Source organism: bacterium, from assembly GCA_016702305.1.
Classification (GTDB): domain Bacteria; phylum Electryoneota; class RPQS01; order RPQS01; family RPQS01; genus JABWCQ01.
In genome coordinates this window covers 655,328-670,044 of the sequence record JADJEH010000002.1, presented here as the reverse complement: position 1 = coordinate 670,044, position 14,717 = coordinate 655,328, and the positions used below count along the sequence as shown (strand labels likewise).

At 57.7% G+C, this 14,717-nt stretch carries 14 protein-coding genes; 1 reads left to right on the top strand and 13 read right to left on the bottom strand.

The genetic code is table 11. The features are described from left to right. Position 1 precedes the first annotated feature (1 nt). Positions 2-1,321 (bottom strand): Glu/Leu/Phe/Val dehydrogenase, encoded by a 1,320-nt coding sequence (locus tag IPH10_07360; protein MBK6910738.1) that lies wholly within the window; start codon positions 1,319-1,321, stop codon positions 2-4. Between the two features lie 122 nt (positions 1,322-1,443). Beyond that, positions 1,444-2,211 (bottom strand): polyphenol oxidase family protein, encoded by a 768-nt coding sequence (locus IPH10_07355; protein MBK6910737.1) that lies wholly within the window; start codon positions 2,209-2,211, stop codon positions 1,444-1,446. Positions 2,212-2,254: 43 nt separating this feature from the next. Between IPH10_07355 and IPH10_07350 the strand changes: the two genes are divergently transcribed. Next, positions 2,255-3,421, top strand: coding sequence for an acyl-CoA dehydrogenase family protein (locus tag IPH10_07350; protein ID MBK6910736.1), 1,167 nt, complete (start codon positions 2,255-2,257; stop codon positions 3,419-3,421). 17 nt (positions 3,422-3,438) lie between these two features. Here the strand turns inward: IPH10_07350 and IPH10_07345 are convergent, their stop codons facing one another. The 11 genes from IPH10_07345 to IPH10_07295 form a co-directional block, all read right to left on the bottom strand. Further along, a complete protein-coding gene (locus tag IPH10_07345) occupies positions 3,439-5,262 on the bottom strand; it encodes a bifunctional homocysteine S-methyltransferase/methylenetetrahydrofolate reductase (protein MBK6910735.1) in 1,824 nt (607 codons plus the stop codon). 145 nt (positions 5,263-5,407) lie between these two features. Further along, positions 5,408-6,073, bottom strand: a complete 666-nt coding sequence (locus IPH10_07340) for an MIP family channel protein (protein ID MBK6910734.1) — start codon at positions 6,071-6,073, stop codon at positions 5,408-5,410. Then, entirely contained in the window at positions 6,070-6,942 is an 873-nt protein-coding gene (locus IPH10_07335; protein MBK6910733.1) for an MBL fold metallo-hydrolase, read from the bottom strand. Before IPH10_07335 ends, IPH10_07340 begins: the two co-directional genes overlap by 4 nt. Then, complete coding sequence (locus IPH10_07330; GenBank protein MBK6910732.1) at positions 6,939-7,676, bottom strand: hypothetical protein; 738 nt, start codon at positions 7,674-7,676, stop codon at positions 6,939-6,941. Before IPH10_07330 ends, IPH10_07335 begins: the two co-directional genes overlap by 4 nt. A 7-nt stretch (positions 7,677-7,683) precedes the next feature. Beyond that, entirely contained in the window at positions 7,684-9,357 is a 1,674-nt protein-coding gene (locus IPH10_07325; GenBank protein ID MBK6910731.1) for an electron transfer flavoprotein-ubiquinone oxidoreductase, read from the bottom strand. A gap of 11 nt (positions 9,358-9,368) precedes the next feature. Then, on the bottom strand, positions 9,369-10,070 hold the full coding sequence (locus tag IPH10_07320) for a hypothetical protein (protein MBK6910730.1): 702 nt from the start codon (positions 10,068-10,070) through the stop codon (positions 9,369-9,371). Position 10,071: 1 nt separating this feature from the next. After that, positions 10,072-11,562: a leucyl aminopeptidase gene (locus tag IPH10_07315; protein MBK6910729.1), complete on the bottom strand. Its 1,491-nt coding sequence runs from the start codon at positions 11,560-11,562 to the stop codon at positions 10,072-10,074. Then, positions 11,559-11,939 (bottom strand): aspartate 1-decarboxylase, encoded by a 381-nt coding sequence (locus tag IPH10_07310; GenBank protein MBK6910728.1) that lies wholly within the window; start codon positions 11,937-11,939, stop codon positions 11,559-11,561. Before IPH10_07310 ends, IPH10_07315 begins: the two co-directional genes overlap by 4 nt. Further along, entirely contained in the window at positions 11,936-12,919 is a 984-nt protein-coding gene (locus tag IPH10_07305) for a nitronate monooxygenase (protein MBK6910727.1), read from the bottom strand. The genes IPH10_07310 and IPH10_07305 overlap by 4 nt, the downstream gene beginning before the upstream one ends. A gap of 83 nt (positions 12,920-13,002) precedes the next feature. After that, on the bottom strand, positions 13,003-13,524 hold the full coding sequence (locus IPH10_07300) for an NADH-quinone oxidoreductase subunit I (GenBank protein ID MBK6910726.1): 522 nt from the start codon (positions 13,522-13,524) through the stop codon (positions 13,003-13,005). A gap of 85 nt (positions 13,525-13,609) precedes the next feature. Further along, positions 13,610-14,716 carry an NADH-quinone oxidoreductase subunit H gene (locus tag IPH10_07295; protein ID MBK6910725.1) on the bottom strand — a complete coding sequence of 369 codons (1,107 nt, stop codon included), beginning with the start codon at positions 14,714-14,716 and terminating at the stop codon, positions 13,610-13,612. Position 14,717 lies beyond the last annotated feature (1 nt).

Below are 14,717 nucleotides of genomic sequence, written 5' to 3'. Positions count from 1 at the left end.
ATTACGCGTAGAGGCCGCGCATTTCAGACGCCACCGACACACGCTTGATGGCCACGGCGAACGCCGCGACGCGCATCGGGCAATTGTACTGAATGTGCGTTTCGTAGACCGCGTCGAACGCCGTGTTCATCACGTCTTCGAGCTCGCGGTTGATGCGCTCGACCGCCCAGTAGTAACCCATGCGGTTCTGCACCCACTCAAAGTAGCTGACGATCACGCCGCCGGCATTGCAAAGAATGTCGGGAATGACAAAGATGCCCTTCTTGTTGAAGATCGCATCAGCGTCCGAGTCGCACGGACCGTTCGCGCCTTCGGATACGTAGCGCGCCTTCACCTTGTTGGCATTGGCCTTCGTGAGCTGAAGTTCAAGGGCACACGGCGCCAGAATGTCCACGTCCATTTCGAGCAAGTCCATCGGATTCTCGAATTTCTTCGCGAGTTTCGTGGACTCGAAACCCTTCAGGCCGCCGTGCTTTTCGGAATACTTGAACGCTTCGACGACATTGATGCCGGCGAGATTGTAGAAAGCGCCGTATTGGTCGGAAATGCCGAGGATCTTGCAGCCGTCCTGATGCAGCAGCACCGCGGCGTTGCCGCCGACGTTACCGAAGCCCTGAATGGCGACCGTCAGGCCGGCCATCTTCTCGCCATTAGCGGCGACCGCGCGGCGCGTGGCGAAGAGCAGGCCGAGCGACGTAGCCAGCACGCGGCCCTTGCTGCCGCCGATTTCCAACGGCTTGCCCGTGACGACCGCGGGAAGGTTCTCGCGTTTGTGCATCGAATAGGTGTCCATGAACCACGCCATGATCTGCGGATTCGTGTTCACATCCGGCGCCGGAACGTCACGGTCGGGACCGAACATATCTTCGAGTTCCGAGAAGTAGCGGCGCGACAGACGCTCAAGTTCGCCCATGGACAGCTTCTGCGGATCAACGATAATGCCGCCCTTGCCGCCGCCCATCGGGATATTGGCGACGGCGCACTTGAACGTCATCCAGAAGGACAGGGCCTTGACTTCGTCGAGCGAGACGTTGGGATGGTAACGCACACCACCCTTGGCCGGGCCGCGCGCGATGTTATGCTGAACGCGATAACCGGTGAAGGTCTGGATCGTGCCGTCATCCATACGGATAGGCAGCGTGACCTCGACGCACTTGCGCGGCTGCTTGATCATCGCGGTTTGGCTTGCAGTCAATTTGAGAATTCCCGCCGCCTGATCAAACTGCTTCATGGCGTTATCAAAGGCGGATTGCGACTGATGACCATCCGTACCGTGGTGCGTCGCGCGATGCGGCGCCACTGCGGTCGGCGTGCTAGCCATCATCGGCTTCTTCGCGGCGGCTTTGGTGGGCTTGTCGGACGATTTCTTAGTAGGAGTGTTTTTCTTCATAGTGATTCCTGTGGTGCTGAGACCTGAAGGATGTTAGTTGGTTCAGACGTCCGCTATTCAGACATCGATGAAGTCAAATTAAAATAAGCCAGCATTCCCCCCGCGCGCTCACCGTCGCGACGGTAGGAACTCCAGATTGGATTAGCAAAAGTATCCGGCGGCCGCGGGCAGTTCCGGGCATCCGTCACACCCGCCCGCAATAGATCCACGATCAGGGCCGCGTACACATCAAGATGCGGGCAGCCGGCGTAACGTGTGACGACATTCGGTCCAAACTTCGCGACGAATTGCGCCGCGACATCTTCCCCGACGGGGTAGTTCACCGTGCCGATGGTCGGGCCGATGGCGACGAGTAGATCGCAGGGCCTCAGATCGTGAGCCCGACACTGCGTTGCCACGGCGGAGGCGGCAATTCCCGCTAGCGTGCCGCGCCAACCAGCGTGGATCAGGCCGATCGAGCGCGCCTGAGGATGGTACAGAAAGATCGGTGCGCAGTCCGCATGGGAGGTCAGAAGCACGACGTGGGGGTCCCGTGTGAACAGCCCGTCCGTCGCCGAAATCCGGGTCGCCGGGTCCAAAAATCCCGCACCACCGTTGGCGGCCGTGACCTCTACAACCCTTGTCCCGTGAACCTGTTCAAGCGATACTGCGAATCCAATAATAAAGTCAGCTTTTTCGGCCCAATCAAGCCGATTCTTGGCGATTTCTGGGACCGATCCGCGGCCCCACGCCAGCGCGCCGCTGGAAGTTGTTGATATTCCTCCGTTTACACCCACCCATTGAGGAGGTACGGACCATGCCTTCGTTTGCTTCTTTGTCACAGTTTGGGTATCTTCGGAGGCATCTGTAAACAAGGAGACACGCATGGCCTTTCAGGCGCTTGACTACTACAATTTAGACGAGTTGCTGACCGACGAAGAACGACTGACTCGGGACACGGTACGTGAGTTCGTAACGGACAATTTGATGCCGATCATCGAGCATTGCAATATGGAAGGGCGCTTCCCGCGCGAGTTCGTCAAACCCGCCGCCGACCTCGGTTTGTTGGGTGCGCCGTACCCTGAAAAGTACGGCTGCGCGAACCTCGGCCCGATAGCGTATGGCCTGATCAATCAGGAGCTCGAACGCGGCGACTCGGGTATCCGCTCATTCGTCTCTGTGCAGACGAGTTTGGTGATGTACCCGATATTTGCGTTTGGCAGTGAAGCCCAGAAGGACTACTGGCTGCCTAAACTGGCAGCCGGCGACAAGATCGGTTGCTTCGGACTGACGGAGCCGGACTTCGGTTCGAATCCGGGCGGGATGCTGACCCGCGCGGAAGACAAAGGATCGCACTATCTGCTGAACGGCAGCAAGGCGTGGATTACGAACGGAACGATTTCCGATATCGCGGTGGTCTGGGCAAAGCTCGACGGCATCGTGCGCGGATTCATCGTGGAAACGGATCGCGAAGGTTTTTCCGCGCCGGAAATCAAGAATAAGTTCTCGCTGCGGGCCAGCGTAACGTCGGACCTAATCCTGCAGGATGTCCAAATCCCGAAAGAAAACATTCTGCCCGGTGTTACTGGACTGAAGGGACCGCTGTCGTGTCTGACGCAGGCGCGCTACGGTATCGCGTGGGGGGCCGTCGGCGCCGCTTTGGCCGTGTTCGACGAAGCGCTGCAATACAGTAAGTCGCGGATCCAGTTTGACAAGCCGATTGCCAGCTTCCAACTCGTGCAGAACAAGCTCACGTGGATGGCGACGGAGATAACCAAAGCGCAGTTTCTCGTCTATCGCCTCGGCCAATTGAAGGCCTCGGGCAAACTGCGTCCGCAGCATGTTTCAATGGCTAAGCGCAATAATGTTGGTACCGCGCTGGAGATCGCCCGCGTCGGCCGCGACATTCTTGGCGCGAATGGCATCTCCAACGAGTACCAGACGTTTCGCCACATGGCCAACCTCGAATCGGTCAACACGTACGAGGGAACGTATGACATCCACTCGTTAATCGTCGCTGAAGATCTGACCGGAATCGCCGCCTATTCGTAGACGGGTTAAATACAGAACTACTCCGAAGCCGGTTCGCGCTCAAGGACTTTCATCACGTCAATCGCCATGTCAAACTTGTTGAACGGCGGCATGAGATAACAGCCCTGCACCATCGGCTGAGTATCGAGCAGAAATTTCTGCGCGATCTCAACACCAACTTTGGCCCCCTCGGTACCTGCTGAGCGCATGCGCTCGCGGATATCCTGGGGGACAAACATATCCGGGATTTCGTTATGAATGAACTCAGCGTGTTTTGAAGATCGGAGCGGCATGATGCCGACGAAAATCGGTATGCGCGTAACATTCGCAATGCGGTTCATGAATTGTTCCAACGTACGCGGATCGAACAGCGGCTGCGTAAACGCGAACTGCGCACCGGCGTCAATCTTCTGTTGGAAGCGATCGTACTCAAGATCAAGATTCGGTGAAGTGGGATTTACCGCCACGCCCAGCAGAAAGTGCGTGGATTCATCAAGGTCGCGCCCCGTGAGATCTTTGCCTTTGTTCAAAGACGTGACCATGCGCGACAGACCAATGGAATCGAGTTCGAACACGCCCTTGGCGAACGGATAGTCCCCGATACTCGTCGGATCGCCCGTGACGGCGAGAATATTCAGCACGCCCAGCGTGTGTGCGCCCAGCAATTCGGATTGCAGGCCGATGGCGTTTCGGTCACGGCACGAGACGTGCAACAACACGTCTACACCGGCATCACGGCGAATCAAATGCGCCATAGCCACGGCACTCATGCGCGCGCGCGCCAGCGGCGAATCCGCCACGTTGATCAAGTCAACGCCCGCGGCTTTCAGTTTCTGCGCGTGGCGAATGAACGGGCCGGGATCATAACTGCGCGGCGGGTCAATCTCGACCGAAACCTGAAAACGGCGACCGAGATTGGCTCGGAATTCAGAGAACGGCAGACCGCGATGCGGGCCGTCCAAGCGCTCTTCGTCATCACCGATATCGCTCGTCACCGCAACGTGTAGCTTGCCGGGCTTGCGACCCTTCACGGCATCCGCGATGGCCCGCGTGTGCTCGGGGGTAGTGCCGCAGCAGCCGCCCACGAGCGCCACGCCCGCATCCACGAATTTCGCCGCATAATCAGCGAAGTATTGCGGCGACGCAAGGTAGATGAAGCGACCACCGACGACGCGCGCGTTACCCGCGTTGGGCTGCGCGCACAGCGGGACGTTGACGCCGCTCATGCGTTCCATCACGTCCAGCATAGCTTGCGGTCCCACCGAGCAATTGGCGCCAACGACATCCGCGCCGAATTCCACCAGTGCGCGCGCGACTTGAGAAGGCTTGTCGCCAATCAACGTCTTGCCGTCTTCGGTAAATGTCATGGTCGCCACGATCGGCAAATCGCAGAGCTCGCGAATCGCGGCGATTGCCTCCCGCATTTCGACCAGATTGGAAATCGTCTCAACGATGAACAGATCCACGCCACCGTCAAGCAGGCCGGCGACCTGCTCCTTGAACGCAGACCGCGCTTGCGCGAGAGTTACTGGGCCGATGGGTTCGAGCACACGGTCGAGCGGGCCGATAGACCCCGCGACGTAGATGATGTCTCCCGCGGCACGGCGCGCGTGCTCTGCACCAAGTCGGTTCAGCAGGCGGGTCTTCTCCGCGAAACCGTGGTCACCAAGGCGATAGGGATTCGCGCCAAAGGTATTTGTCTCGATGATCTGGGCACCGGCGGCGATGTAATCGCGATGCAAATCTTCAATAATCTGCGGATGCGTTTCATTGAGTTCGTCAAAACACGTGCGATGCGAGAAGCCCGACGCATAGAGCGTCGTGCCCATCGCGCCGTCCGCGACAAGCACCTCAGTGCTCAACCGCTCCAATATTTCCTGATTCCGCCGACTCAATTTCGCTCTCGCTGATTCCTATGGATTCGTAACGACACTTCGCCTAACGCAAACGCGGATTAACATCGCGTCAATTTGTCAAGCCGATGGACGACAACGCCATCGGCTGTTGCTATTTCTCCTGTTGGAACGACGAATACACGACCGCGCCCAACGCTCCGCCCGCCAACGGGCCGACCCAATAGACCCATGCATTCTGAAAGTCGCCGCTCAGCAAAGCCGGGCCAAGCCACCGCGCGGGATTCATCGCGGCTCCGCTGATCGGGCCGCCCATGAAAATATCAACGGTGACAGCCAAGCCGATGAAGAGTCCCCCCATTTTCGGCGCACGCTTATCCACGGCGGTACCGAAGATCACGTAGACTAAAATGAACGTCAGCACAATTTCGGCGATGACGGCCATGCCAGGGGTCGCGCTTTCACCGACGGCGGGGATGCCGTAGTTCACGGCGTCCAGCGCCAGCTTGGGCAGCGCACTCATTAAGAGTGACGACGCCGCAATCGCGCCCAGGCACTGCGCGGCCACATAGCCCGCAAATTCCTTGGCATTCATGTTCCCTGTAAGCAGCGCACCGAAGCTCACGGCGGGATTCAAATGGCCGCCACTGATCGCTCCGGTGGCGGCGGCCATGATGGCAATCGTCAGACCGTGCGCAAGAGCGATACCCGTCAACCCGACTGCGCCGTTGGTCAGATGATCCGATACAATCGCCCCAACGCCAATGAAAATCAATGCAAACGTGCCAACAAACTCGGCAAGCATCTTCTTGAACATCATACAAACTCTCCTGATGTGAATTGTTCGAGCTTCCCGGCACGGTCAATGACTACACGACCTTTGTCATCTTGCTTGACCGTGATCGCCTCAACATGCGGATCGTGTTCGAGCACGATGATCCAATTGTCGCGCGCCGCAAGGTTCAGCCAATGCTCTTTGTCATTCAGCGTCGTCAACGGGAACAAGTCATAACCCATGATATAGGGAAGCGGCACATGCGCAGCCAGCGGTATCAGATCGGAAGGAAAGAAGAGTGAGCGCCTGCCGTCGGTAATGCGGGGCATCTGCAGCGCGGGCGTGTGCCCCGAAGTCAGGTGCAAATGCAGCCCTGGCAGAAGTTCCAAGTCGTTGTCCAGAAATTCAAGCAGTCCCGCCGCCCGCACCGGTTCGTAATTGTCGTCCATGTAACTCGCGCGATCGCGCGGATTGCGCGTTTTGCCGTGGTGATATTGGACGCTTTGCACATAGTGACGCGCATTGGGGAATTGCGGCACAGCAACCCCGTCGCGAATAACTGTTGTGCCCCCGGCATGATCGAAATGCAGGTGTGTGTATATGACGTGCGTAATTTGCTCCGGCGTGACGTCGTGGCGCGCCAGCTCGTCAACGATTGACCCGCGCGGAAAAGACATCGCGAAAATGCTCTGGAATTTCGCGTCATCCTTGTCGCCAATGCCGGCGTCCACGAGAATGAACCGATTGTAAGCCTTCAGCAACAGCACGCGGGCCGTCATTTCAATGCGGTTGTGTTCGTCGGCCGGGCAGTGCTTTTCCCACAGAGGTTTGGGCACCACGCCGAACATCGCGCCGCCATCCAATTTGAAGTCCCCGGCGTGCAAGGGAATGATCTCGTAACCTGCGATCTTCATGTTTTCATTTCAAACTTGGGCCAATCCATGCCATCCCAGACGCGGCGAGGCGCATCCGTAACCATTTGCCGCGCCGCCGCAGCGCCAACTATGGTCGCCGCTTCGTCGCGGCCGGCGGCCAGACAAAAATTCTGGGACTCGTCGTCATGCGCATCGCTCATGAGCATCTCGATGTGTCCCGTCGCCAGCAAATCGCGCGCGTGTTTCATCATCGGCTTGCCGAACTGTCCGGTCAGCGATCCGGCGTCCAAACTTAGAATCGCTCCTTCGCTACGCAACTTGATTAGCTGATCAACGCTGCGGAAGGCAAGCGGATAGCGCTCGTGGTGCGCGACAACGGGAATTTTGCCCCATTTACGCGAAGCCTTGATGACGTTCAGGATAATCTCAAATGGCGTTTGCCGAGGAAACTCAACGAGGTAGTACTTCCCCGTTCCATTCAACGTGGAATAGGTGTGCTGAAACAAGTCCTGCATGTTGGCGCCAAACATCACTTCGGAACCCAGACCAATTTCTACGGGCAGGCCGAGCCTTTGCACTTCACTTTGAAGCTCGTGCAGGCGCAGCGCAAACAGGTCGCCCGCTTGCGCACCAACGCGGTCATTGACGTGCGGTGTGGACAATACGTGCGTTATTCCTTGACGAATCGCGTGTTCAAGCATGCGCAACGACATACGCATGCCTTTGGCGCCGTCGTCAACTTGCGGTAGGACGTGGTTGTGAATATCGTACACGAGCGGCTTAGAGGTCCGTGTACTCCGGTCCGCCGCCGCCTTCGGGCGGCACCCATGTGATGATCTGGTAGGGATCCATGATGTCGCAGGTCTTGCAGTGAACGCAGTTGCTGAAGTTGATTTGCAGCTTCACACCCCCGCGCTCCGCATCGGGCACCATTTCATACACGCTGGCCGGGCAGAAGAACTGGCACGGGTTGCCATACTCTTCGCGGCACTTCGTGCGGCAGATTTCTGTGTCGGCGACGTGCAAATGGACCGGTTGATCCTCTTCATGCAGAGTCTTGCTCTTGTACACGTCTGAGAGTTTGTCAAACGTGAGCACGCGATCAAACTCCTTGGACCGCCCCTCGAGCACGGCGTCGCGATCTTTCAGCCCAAGCGCCTTGACCTTCTGCATGTGAGTATGCGTCTCGGGCGAAAGCATCTTACTCTTGAAGCCGCGTCCGCCCGTAAGCACCTGCGCTCCCGCGTGAAGCATTCCCGGGAACAGACCGGACTCAAATGACTGGTGGAAGTTACGAACGGCCCACAGCTCTTCGCGCACCCAACTGGCATCCACCGCGTCCTTGTAGATCTTCAGCGTCGAGGCGGATGTGTCATCTTTCTGCAGCGCATAGAAGATGGCTTCGGCAGCAAGCATGCCAGACTTGATGGCGAGGTGAATACCCTTTAGGCGCTGGGCATTGAGAAAGGCCGCGCTGTCGCCCGCGAGCAGCAGGCCATCGGCATACAGCTTCGGCATCGAGAACCACCCGCCTTCGGGTATCGTCTTGGCGCCGTAGCCCAAAAGTTTGCCGTCGCGCAGCAATTCCGCAATCCACGGGTGCTGTTTGAATTTCTGAAAATTGTAATGCGGATCAGTATATGGGTTCTTGTAACCAAGGTCCGTCACGAGGCCAATGGACACCATGTTGTCGCGCATGGTGTAGATCCAACTGCCGCCGAACAGATCGCCAAGCGGATAGCCGAGTGTGTGATAGACCGTACCGCGCGTCGAGAGCGATTTGGGAAGTTCCCAAACTTCCTTAACGCCGAGCACATACGTCTGCGGCATTTCACCGTGCAAACTGAGCTTCTCGACGGCCTGTTTTGTCAACGAGCCGCGAGTGCCTTCGGTCAATACGGTCACGCGCGCTTCAATATTCGCGCCGGGCTCATACGAGCGCTTTTGTTCGCCGTTCTTGTTGAGGCCTTTGTCGCCGGTTTGCACACCAGTTACTCGCGCGCCGTTGTAGAGTACATGCTGCCCCGGCGTCTCTGTGGCGATCAGAATCTCCTCGGCTTCGCATTGTTCACCGAGCCACTTGACCAGGCGATTAATGGAAACGATCGGAAAACCGTGATTGCGCATCGGCGGCGGAGTTATCGGCGACTTGAACTTGCCCGTCTGCGTCAGATAGTATACGCCTTCATCTTCGACGGTATGCTCAATCGGGAGATTACGCGCGCGCCAATCAGGAATCAGCTCCGAAATTCCGCGCGGATCCATGACGGCGCCGCTGAGATTGTGCGCCCCCAACTCGCGCGACTTTTCGATAACCATGATCTCGGCGTCAGCCGGGCTCTGGCCATTGGCTTTGGCGCGCTTGAGCAGTTGCTTCAAATGGTAGGCGCACGACAGTCCTGCCGGACCCGCGCCAACAATTAGAACATCTACCGGGAGGGTTTCTCGTTCCATGGATTATCGTCCTATCTAGTGGCGGACCAACACGGTCTGCAAAGTGGCGATTTGACGCTGGTTGGATTCTTGTTGCCGCACTTGTGACAGTACTTTTCTTCGTAAGTCTCGTCTTTGAATTTCGACCAAATTGGATAGCATGTATCACAAAGAGGGTACTTCGGGTTGAATGACTTTGGTGCGCCGCACCGGATGCAATGTCCTTGTGTCTTGGCACCTGAAAATAAAGATTTCGTCGCAGTCGCTTTTTCCTGCGAGAGCAATTCTGCCTTGTCGACTTTGTCGGCCATCTCCCACCACGACTCAGCTTGCTCCTTCAGTACTTGCACTGTCTTGCTGTCGGTGAAACGGATGCCAAGCTCCCGGCTCTCCTTGTCAGAGTAGTTGTAGAGGTTTAGGCTTGTTACAAGCGCGGTCAGTTCACTCACGTAGAGTTTGGCATGCAAATGGCCAAGAGTTTTCAAGCCAACGTGTGCCGTCGCAAGATACTTTCTGTCTTCTTGGCGAAGCTCGTAGCCCGCTCGATATATTAAGCGAACTTCTACACCTTCCGCTATGGCCTTGTTGATTACGTCGCAAACATTCGTGTTTAGTTGAAGGTAAGGACTAATCAAATACACCTTTTCCTTCTTTTGAGCTTCTTCCACGATTTGAACAACAGTAGCCAGCAAGTTATTCGTTAGGACTTCAATTGAGGCGCCAAAGAGTGCCATACTATATTCCTCCAATCGCCAATTCAATCAGCGTTTTCGTCGCGGTGCCGCTGGCGGTCATCTTGGGAGTGACTGAGGTCGGATAGGCTGGGAAAGACGTCGGCGCGATGTCGAGATGCGCCCATGGCGTGCTGCCGACAAATTCGCGCAGAAAGGCCGCGGCCATGGACGCGCCGCCCCAACGATGTCCCCCACTGTTCTTCAGCATCGCGGTGTCACCCTTCATTTCATCCAGATACTCGTCAAAGAGCGGCAGTGGCCACATGCGGTCAAAGGCGCGTTCCGACGCCGCAAGAACCTGCTGAGTCACGCGGTCGCTGTTGGCGAACACGGCATCGGCATGATTGCCCAGCGCCACCTTCGCCGCGCCGGTCAGCGTTGCGATGTCCACCATGAGATGCGGTCGGTACTTGTCCACGACGAAAGCCATCACGTCAGCGAGCACCAAACGGCCTTCGGCATCGGTATTGCCGATTTCCACAGTCTTGCCGTTATATGCCGTGTAGATGTCCGACGGACGATAGGCGTTACCGCTAATGGCGTTCTCGCACGCGCCGATGACGCCGATAACGCGCTGCTTGGGTTTCAAGCGCGCGATGCCGTGCATGGCCGCGAGTACCGCCGCCGCGCCGCACATGTCAGATTTCATCTCTTCCATCATAGCCACCTTAATGTTCAAACCGCCCGAGTCGAACACAAGGCCCTTGCCTACAAGCGCGAGCGTTTTGGTCGCGCCGCGCGGACGATAGTCCATGATGATCACGCGCGGCGGCATCACGCTCGCCTGCCCGACCGCGAGCATCAGGTTCATGCCGAGCCGCTTCAGTTGCGCGCGCTCGATCGTCGTGACATGAATGCCGAACTTGACGAGTTTTTTCGCTTCGCTGCGGAGATAGTCCGTCGTCACAACATTGGCGGGATGCGTACCGTAGTCGCGTGCAAGGCACTGCGACTCGGCCATCACTTGTGCCGTGTGAATGATGCGCTCGGCGGCGTTCTTACGGGCGACGCCACCGAAATAAAGGTCCAGCGCGGCGACAGTGTGCGCCGTGCGCTTGTTCGACGGTTTGTAATGACCAAAACTCCAGTGACCAAGAATTGCGCCGTCCACGAGCGCGCGGGACGTGATTTCGGCGCTCAAGTCTTCATCGTAGGCCGACGAGCTAAACAGAGCCACATGCTTGGCCAGATTCTGGCGCGCCGCGCGCAGCACTGCGCCCGACGCGAGGCGCAGACGGCGCCACGAAAAGTCCTTGCGAGATCCCAGGCCCTGCAGAATGAGCACAGGGGCCGTGGCCGTCTCAGAAAAATGCACAAACGTCTCGCCATGCCCGGCCGTGAAGTGCGAGGCGGCCATTAACTTCTCGATTGCGGCAACCGTGCGGCGGTCGAGGCCTGCGAGTTTCGGAGCGCGCACCTCGTCATCAAACAGGCAGACGGCGATGGCTGATGGTTTGCCTTTGAGCGAACCTGTGTAGGCGGTAATCTTCATTTGGGCACCTCGCATTTGTGCTCGATTAGTTCTTTAATTTGGTTCTGACCATCCACAAGGACGACGCGTGCGCGATGTTTGCGCAGCTCTTCGTCGGTCAACTGCACATATGTCGCGATGATCACCTTGTCGCCGACTTGCCCCAGTCGCGCGGCCGCACCGTTCAGTCCGACTTTACCCGAACCGCGGCGGGCCGGAATGGCATAGGTATCAAGGCGAGCGCCGCTGTTTACATTGTAGATGTGTACGCGCTCATAGACTGCAATCCCCGCCGCGTCGAGCAGGTCGCGATCAATGGCGCAACTGCCTTCATAGTTGAGTTTTGTTTCAGTCAGGGTGGCGGAATGAATCTTACCGCCGAGCATTTCACGCATCATGTGTGGTTCTCCTCTCCGGTCAAGGTCAGCCGCGCGGTTTCGTATTCACGCAGCATGCGCTCGACGACTTCAGCCACGGGCGGCGCGTCGTGAATCAGACCCGCGCCCATGCCCGCTTCAAATTGTCCTTCTTCCCAATTGCCTTCAAAGATACCCATGCGCTCGCGTTTGCGGCCGAGCAGTTCAAGTGTTTCTTCCGGCGTCGCGCCGCGCTTTTCAAATTCCGCCGCTCTCATTGCGAACGGCGACTTGATCATACGCGTCGGGCCAATATTCTTCAGCGCCAAAACGGTGTCCGTCTCACCCGCATCAATTACCGCCTGTTTGTAGCGTTCGTGCGACGCGGACTCAGCAGTCGCGGCGAAGCGCGTACCAATCTGCACGCCATCGGCGCCCAACGCCAGCGCTGCCAGTATGCCGCGACCATCCGCGATTCCGCCCGCCGCAATCACCGGTATCTTCACGGCGTCGCGTACTTGCGGCACGAGCACAAAGGTCGGAATTTCGTCTATGCCGTTGTGTCCGCCGGCCTCCGTGCCTTCGCACACAACCGCATCCACGCCGCGCTCTTCACACTTTTTTGCGAGCTTCGCCGTCGGTACAACGTGCACGACGACCACACCATGCTTCTTGAAAGTCCGGGTGAAAAGTCCGGGATTGCCTGCGGATGTGAAAACTATTTTGATCTGTTCGTCGAGGCAAACCTGCACCAGATCCTGCACGTCGCCGCGCAGCAGTGGTATATTGACGGCAAACGGCGTCGCTGCGGGTAACGCATTGCGCGCGTCTGTTATGTGCTCGCGCAATAACTCGGCTTTCATCGAGCCTGCGCCAATCATCCCCAGGCAGCCCGCACGTGCCGAGGCCACACAGAGTTTCCATCCCGATGTCCAGACCATGCCGGCCTGGACAATTGGGTGCTCGATTCCGAAGAGTGACTGGATTCGCGCCGAAGGCCAGCGTGGAGGAACGTTCGTCATGTAAATGCTATTATATGCATGAGCCGCACGGAACTGCTTCCGTACGGCTCGCCAAAGTTCCGAATTGATCTTGCGCGCAAGTCTTAATGGTGCTTGGCCTGCGCCAGCAGGTCCACGCGTGTCACCACGACTCCATCAAGTTCACCACGATACTGAGAATGCGTCGTCGGGGCAGAATTGGTCAACAGGTAGTCACGATCCAGATAGAACTCGCCGCGACTATAACCGCCCAAATCCACGTAGCCGCTGTCCATGCGTATCGCATCCTCGGGACAGGCCTCCACGCACAGCCCGCAGAAACAGCAGCGCAGCAAGTCAATTTCAAAAGCCACCGGATACTTCTCGATCTTCCCATCCAGCGCTTCACCGGCGGTGATGTAGATGCACTTGTCCGGGCAGGCCGTCTCGCACATCATGCAGGCGACGCAGCGCGGTGCACCGTCAGGCCGCAACATGAGGCGATGCCGTCCGCGCCAACGCGGCGAGATTGGGCGGCGTTCCTCAGGATACTGAAACGTCACGATCGGGCGTTCGGTCTTGACTCCTACCGCGCGCAACGCGAACCGGCCGAGGTTGACAAAGAAATGGCGCGTCGTGACGGCCATGCCGCGCAGCAGCTCGGGATAGTAGGTCGTCTGCCAGAGCGTCAGTTTGACTTCGCGTACGGGTCGAACGGTTATCATGATAATTCTATTTGCCCAGCCACAAGATGATCAAACCGGTCACCGCGATGTTCACCAGCGCGATGGGCATCATCTCGCGCCAAGACACGCGCATCAGTTGGTCATAACGGAAGCGCGGGAAGGTCCAGCGAATCTGCATTTGCAGCCACATCAGCGCCACCAGTTTCGCGCCGAATGCAGCCATGCGCATAATCACGACCGTCCACTCGCCCAACGGAATATACATGCCCCACGGGAAATGGAAGCCCGCTTGCCCACTCTTCTCGACTGCGTCGAACAGGAACGGAATATGGTAACCGCCCAAGAAAACAGCCGTAATCACGCCGGCCAGGACGACGATTTCCGCGAACTCGCCCAAGAAGAACATGCCCCAGCGCATGCCGGAATATTCCGTCGCAAAACCAATGATCTCGGATTCGCCTTCGGGCATATCAAATGGCGCGCGCTTGGTTTCGGCCATCGCCGCCGGCAGGAACAGCAAGAAGGCAACGGGTTGCATAATGATGCCCCACTGCGGAATCCAGCCCCAAAGGTACTGATTCTGCGCGTGAACCATAGCACCCGGCTCCATCGTATTGAAGACCAGAATCGGGCCGATCAACGACAAGCCGAGGATAATCTCGTAAGAAATCATCTGCGCCGACGCGCGCATGCCGCCGAGCAAAGCGTACTTGCTGTTTGACGCCCATCCCGCCAGCATTGCTCCGTAGACGGCGATCGAACCGAAGGCCAGAATATAGAGCACGCCGATGTCCATGTCGAGGATTTGCAGTTTCACGTCGCGACCGAAAATCTCGACAGGGGGTCCGAACGGAATTACAGCCATCGTGAAAAACACGGGGGCCATTGCAAAGATCGGAGCCAAGAAGTGCAGGACCCGCACACCGCGCGGCGGTACAAAGTCTTCCTTGAAAATCAGCTTGAGTGCATCGGCCAACGAATTGACCAGACCAAACAGCCTGATACCGAGGATTGACGCTCGGTTCGCGCCGATACGGTCGGACATGAGCGCGCTCTGCTTGCGCTCGACCCACGTCAAAATGCCCGCGCCGTTCAGTATGTTGACCAGCACGAAGGCGATCTTCCCGAGAATTATTCCGAGGTCAACAAACATG

Coding starts and splice junctions, on each gene's coding strand:
- IPH10_07335 (MBK6910733.1), bottom strand. CDS start 6,942: ATGAAGATCGCAGGTTACGAGATCATTCCCTTGCACGCCGGGGACTTC.
- IPH10_07315 (MBK6910729.1), bottom strand. CDS start 11,562: ATGAAGATTACCGCCTACACAGGTTCGCTCAAAGGCAAACCATCAGCC.
- IPH10_07340 (MBK6910734.1), bottom strand. CDS start 6,073: ATGATGTTCAAGAAGATGCTTGCCGAGTTTGTTGGCACGTTTGCATTG.
- IPH10_07310 (MBK6910728.1), bottom strand. CDS start 11,939: ATGATGCGTGAAATGCTCGGCGGTAAGATTCATTCCGCCACCCTGACT.
- IPH10_07305 (MBK6910727.1), bottom strand. CDS start 12,919: ATGACGAACGTTCCTCCACGCTGGCCTTCGGCGCGAATCCAGTCACTC.
- IPH10_07350 (MBK6910736.1), top strand. CDS start 2,255: ATGGCCTTTCAGGCGCTTGACTACTACAATTTAGACGAGTTGCTGACC.
- IPH10_07320 (MBK6910730.1), bottom strand. CDS start 10,070: ATGGCACTCTTTGGCGCCTCAATTGAAGTCCTAACGAATAACTTGCTG.
- IPH10_07360 (MBK6910738.1), bottom strand. CDS start 1,321: ATGGCTAGCACGCCGACCGCAGTGGCGCCGCATCGCGCGACGCACCAC.
- IPH10_07295 (MBK6910725.1), bottom strand. CDS start 14,716: ATGTTTGTTGACCTCGGAATAATTCTCGGGAAGATCGCCTTCGTGCTG.
- IPH10_07325 (MBK6910731.1), bottom strand. CDS start 9,357: ATGGAACGAGAAACCCTCCCGGTAGATGTTCTAATTGTTGGCGCGGGT.
- IPH10_07300 (MBK6910726.1), bottom strand. CDS start 13,524: ATGGCCGTCACGACGCGCCATTTCTTTGTCAACCTCGGCCGGTTCGCG.